The sequence below is a fragment of the Bacteroides sp. genome (assembly GCF_019417265.1).
Classification (GTDB): domain Bacteria; phylum Bacteroidota; class Bacteroidia; order Bacteroidales; family Bacteroidaceae; genus Phocaeicola.
This window is the reverse complement of the sequence record NZ_DXVR01000102.1, coordinates 1-5,340: the sequence shown is the minus strand read 5'-3', so window position 1 is coordinate 5,340 and position 5,340 is coordinate 1. Positions and strand designations below refer to the sequence as shown.

The window sequence follows — 5,340 nt, the reverse complement described above, 5'->3', positions numbered from 1 at the left end:
ATCCTGGTCTATAACATTTCCATCTCCTGCCGGTGAAGGAAGAGTCGGCCAGCGCATACATCCATATCCCAACAGTGAAACCTTGTCACCACGCTCTGAAGTACGGTATGTCATCTTATCCACAGGCACCGGAACTGAAGGACCGGAAGCAGTCCCTTCCTCAGACTTGCCTTTTCCGCATCCATAGAACAGTCCGCTCACTGTGACGGTGCTGATACCAACTATCTTGATAAAATCTCTTCGGTTTATATTTTTCTTTTCCATACTCTAATCTCCTTTTTATCAAATCATTCTATGACGTTCATGTCCTTCCACATAAATTGCGCTGAAAGGGCGTGACGGACAAAGATTCTCGCATGCTCCACAGCCGATACAGCGTTCTACATTGACAGAAGGAATCTGAGGCGAAGTCTTATCCCCGGCCTTACTGTGAATCATTGTTATGGCTCCTGTAGGACAATGACGCTCACAGTTACCGCAGTTCACTTTATCTTTTACAGCTACGCAGTTCTCCATTATAAATACTGCATGACCTATCTGTGTAGAAGCCTTGTCTGCCATAGAAATGAGATTGATAGCACCTGTAGGACATACTTCAGAACATTTGGTACATTCCGGACGGCAATAACCTTTCTCGTATGACATTTCCGGCTGCATCAGTTTCATCAAATCCGCAGAAGGACGAAGCACCTGGTTAGGGCATACCGAAACACACAACTGACATCCGGTGCACTTCTTGGCAAAACTGTTTTTGCTCAATGCTCCGGGAGGAAGTATAGGCGTGTTTCTTTTAGGAACTTTCTTGTCTATAATCTTTGCCAGTCCGCCATCCACCTTCATCTCCTGTGCTTTCAATGCACTGCCTGCCGCCACAGCAACTGCTGTTGTAAGGAAAGTTCTTCTTGAATTATCCGTTTCTACAGTTTTAAACTCTTCCTTCCCGTTTTCATCTTTTTTCTTTCCATGAAAACGGAATTCGTAATGTATTGCTCCATGCTTACATGAATCAAGACAATTCATACAGCTTACACAGCGCGTATAATCTACATTGTGATTCTTAATATCAATACAAGATGCTTTACACTGCTTGGAACACAAACGACAGTTTTTACATTTATCACTGTCTATTTTAATTCTGAAAAATGAGAAACGAGATATATAGCCTAAGATAGTACCGACCGGACAAATTGTATTACAGTATGTACGTCCGTTACGCCATGCTAAAACAAATATGACAACAAATGTGACAAGAGCAATAATGAATGTCGGGAGACTCTTTATCCAAACCTCTGTAGAATAAAAAGCATAGCTGTCTACACGTTCCGCAAAGTATGCAAGAACATTATTACCCAGCTGCCATACCGGAGCCAGCAAATTAGAAGCTATCCTTCCATATGAGCTATACGGGGAAAGCAAAGCGACCACCGAGTCCGCACCAAGGAAAAATGCCGCAATAAATATTGCCAATACAATATTTCTCAAATAAAAATAAGCAACAGAATATGTAAATCTGTTTTTCTTTTTCTTGCGCATTCCACTAATGCGTGATATCACATCCTGCATTACTCCCAATGGACAGATAACGGAGCAATATACACGACCGAAAATTAATGTAAGTAAAAACAGGAAAACCAGTACCACTGTATTTACAGCAAATAAAGCAGGCATGAATTGGATTTTTGCCATCCAACCCAACCAGGTATGTATAGTACCGGTAAAATCAAGAAACAATAATGTAATACTAACAAAAAATACTAATGCAAGAATTTGTCTGATTTTTCTCAACATAATACAATAATGTCATTTATATACTAATTAGTACAAAAGTAAGAAAAAACGATTTACAATAAAGATTTTCTAAGACAATATGTCATTACGATATCAAATTAGACTAATTATAGATAAGATTCAAAGGCATATTCACTTTGAATAATAGTTTTTTTTCACCATATTTGCTCTCACAAAATATTTTTAAACCATAAGTTATGAAAAAGAAAGATTTATTATTATGCGCTTCAATATATTTACTGACAAGTTGCGGTTCTGTACCATTAACCGGAAGAAAACAACTACTGTTGGTTTCCGATTCTGAAGTCCTCACCTCAAGTCTTACCCAATATAATGATTACATAAAGACCGCAAAGAAATCCACATCGTCATCACAGACGGCTATGGTAAAGCGTGTAGGCCAAAAAATAGCAACTGCAACAGAAGCCTATCTCAGACAGTCGGGAATGACAAATGAGATAAAGAACTTCTCATGGGAATTCAATCTGATAAACGACAAACAGGTAAATGCCTTCTGTATGCCGGGAGGTAAAATCGTGGTATATGAAGGACTGATGAAACTGGTAAGTTCGGACGATGAGTTGGCTGTCGTGATAGGCCATGAAGTGGCACATGCGGTAGCAAAACACAGCAATGAAAGAATGAGCCAGCAGATAGCGGCACAATACGGTTCACAAATACTGTCGGCTGCACTATCTGAGAAAAGTACAATGGTAAAGAACGTAGCAGGAACCGTGTACGGAATAGGAGCGCAATACGGCGTAATGCTGCCATTCTCAAGGACCCACGAACTTGAAGCCGACTATATGGGGCTTATCCTTATGACTATAGCAGGATATAATCCGGAAGTGGCTGTCAATTTCTGGCAGAAGATGTCGGCACAGTCCGGAGGTGGTGTACCTGAATTTATGAGTACACATCCAAGTGATGATCACCGAATAAACGAAATCAAGAGAATATTGCCCGAACTGATGAAATATAAAACGACGGGGCGTTAAAGGTCGAACGACGAAACGTTTTGACCCAAACGACGAAGCGTTTTAAAAACGCAAAAAAAATCCGCCAAGGCACAAGCCTGAGCGGACTTTTCTTATTTCATAAACATCAGTATATTTACTTGTGTTTCTTCCAGAGTCTTGTCATGTCTTCCAGAGTCTTTCCTTTGGTTTCTGGAACCATTTTCCATACGAATACGGCTGCTATAACACAAATCACTCCGTAGAGTCCGTACACGAACATATGACCGAACTTAACTCCCATATCTCCGGCACTCATGTTATACATAGGCAGGAATGTAGAAGATACTATGAAGTTGAATATCCACTGGAATGCCACTGCTATGGCTACGGCGCCGCCACGAATAGTATTAGGGAATATCTCTGCGATAAGAACCCAGCAGATAGGTCCCCAGCTGAACATGAACGAAGCACTGTAAATCATAATGCTGACTACAGGTACTATAGCAGGAAGACCTGTTACGGCATTACTCAATGCTACGCCGAAAGCTCCGATAGCCATACCTATAGAACCCCATATCAGAAGAGGTTTTCTTCCAAGACGTTCTACTGTAAATATTGCAAGCAGAGTAAACAGGATATTTACCACACCCATAAATACTGTCTGAATCATAGGGTTACCCATTCCCATACTTTCAAATATACGAGGAGCGAAATACAATACGGCATTGATACCTACAGCCTGCTGGAACACACTCAGCATTATACCTACGAAGATTACGGTCCAACCGTAAGTGAACAGCTTTTCAGTCTTTTCTTCTGCTGTAGCCTTGATGTCCTGAAGAATAGCCTTAGCCTGAGTCAGACCATTGATTCTGCTCAATACGAACAATGCTTTTTCGTCCTTACCTACCATGGCAAGATATCTCGGAGTTTCAGGAACAAGCAATACGAGCAATGTGAAAAGTCCTGCAGGAACGGCTTCGCTTACGAACATAAGTCTCCAGCCTGTTTCAATAGTCCATGCAGCTTCTCCCGGATTTAAAATCTGATTAACACCTTCTACTGCCTTGATTACAGGGTTTATATTGTCGCCAAGAATAAGGAAATTGACGAAATATACCACCAACTGGCCGAATATGATTGCGAACTGGTTCCATGAAACCAATGTACCGCGGATGTTGCTTGGAGCAATCTCGGCTATATACATAGGACAAATAGCCGAAGCCAGACCAACACCTACTCCCCCTAAAACACGGTAAAAGTTGAAAGCTATCAATAATGAATATGTAGGTTTTCCATAATCGAAGAAAAGGAATTCCGGCCAATAAGAACCTAAAGCTGAAAGGAAGAACATAATACCGGCCATAAACAGCGAGTTCTTACGTCCGAAACGTGATGCAAAGAAACCCGATATGGCACTACCGATGATACAACCTATCAGCGCACTTGAAGAAGTAATGCCATGCCATGCATCTGTATAAGTAAAGTCACTTGCACCCATAAAGAATGCCTGAAGTCCTTTTTCAGCTCCGGAAATTACGGCTGTATCATATCCGAACAACAATCCGCCTAATACAGCAACGAGGACTATGGAAAAGAGATAGGCTTTGCTGCCTTTTTCTGTATTATTCATAATAACAAGATTTTTAATTAATGAAAAACGAAAGAAGTCGGTACACTGCTGTCATAGGTCTATAACCGCCGACAGCCGTGCGCCGACCATGTTCTGACTATTTTACTAATCAGATATTAGCAATACATATTTACAATAGCCTCGTAAAGTTCCTGCTTACCGCTTGTCTGTTTTGGTTCGCCGTTAGCCTTAGCATAAGCCACAACATCTTCAAGAGTAAGTTTTCCTTCTTCGAATTCTTTACCCTTACCGCTGTCGAATGAAGAGTAACGGTCAGCAAGCATCTTCTTGTATGGAGATTCTTCGAGCAGACGAGCTGCATTTTCAAGAGCGCGAGCCATAGCATCCATACCTGCGATGTGAGCGATGAAGATATCTTCAAGGTCAGTAGAGTTACGACGGGTCTTAGCGTCGAAGTTAGTACCACCGTTTCCAAGACCACCGCCACGGATAATCTGCATCATAGCCTGAATCAGTTCGTAGTTGTCAATTGGGAACTGGTCTGTATCCCATCCGTTCTGATAGTCACCGCGGTTAGCGTCGATAGAACCAAGCATACCGTTGTCAACAGCTACTGCAAGTTCGTGTTCGAATGTGTGACCGGCAAGAGTTGCGTGGTTTACTTCGATATTAACTTTGAAGTCCTTGTCAAGGTTGTGAGCTTTCAGGAAGCCGATAACTGTTTCAGTGTCAACATCATACTGGTGCTTAGATGGTTCCATTGGTTTTGGTTCGATAAGGAATGTACCGGTAAAGCCTTTAGAACGAGCATAGTCGCGAGCAAGAGTCAACATCTGAGCCAAGTGTTCTTTTTCACGTTTCTGGTCTGTGTTAAGAAGTGACATATAACCTTCACGACCACCCCAGAATACATAGTTAGTACCGCCAAGTTCGATAGTAGCGTCGATAGCATTCTTAATCTGAACAGCAGCACGAGCTACAACATCGAAATCAGGGTTT

General features: G+C 41.7%; 4 protein-coding genes and 1 pseudogene. 1 reads left to right on the top strand and 4 read right to left on the bottom strand.

Annotated elements, in window-relative coordinates; genetic code table 11:
- Positions 1–264: pseudogene (locus QZ379_RS10875) on the bottom strand (aldo/keto reductase); the annotation flags it as partial.
- Between the two features lie 18 nt (positions 265–282).
- Entirely contained in the window at positions 283–1,788 is a 1,506-nt protein-coding gene (locus tag QZ379_RS10870; protein WP_291564420.1) for a 4Fe-4S binding protein, read from the bottom strand.
- A 197-nt stretch (positions 1,789–1,985) separates the two neighbouring features.
- Between QZ379_RS10870 and QZ379_RS10865 the strand changes: the two genes are divergently transcribed.
- The gene (locus tag QZ379_RS10865) at positions 1,986–2,786 is read left to right on the top strand and encodes a M48 family metallopeptidase (RefSeq protein ID WP_291564417.1); all 801 of its coding nucleotides are present in this window, start codon (positions 1,986–1,988) and stop codon (positions 2,784–2,786) included.
- Positions 2,787–2,901: 115 nt separating this feature from the next.
- Here the strand turns inward: QZ379_RS10865 and xylE are convergent, their stop codons facing one another.
- A complete protein-coding gene (gene xylE, locus QZ379_RS10860) occupies positions 2,902–4,380 on the bottom strand; it encodes a D-xylose transporter XylE (protein WP_291564415.1) in 1,479 nt (492 codons plus the stop codon).
- A 116-nt stretch (positions 4,381–4,496) separates the two neighbouring features.
- Positions 4,497–5,340, bottom strand: an 844-nt coding sequence (locus QZ379_RS10855) for a TIM barrel protein (protein ID WP_291564413.1), incomplete at its 5' end; no start/stop codon positions are given.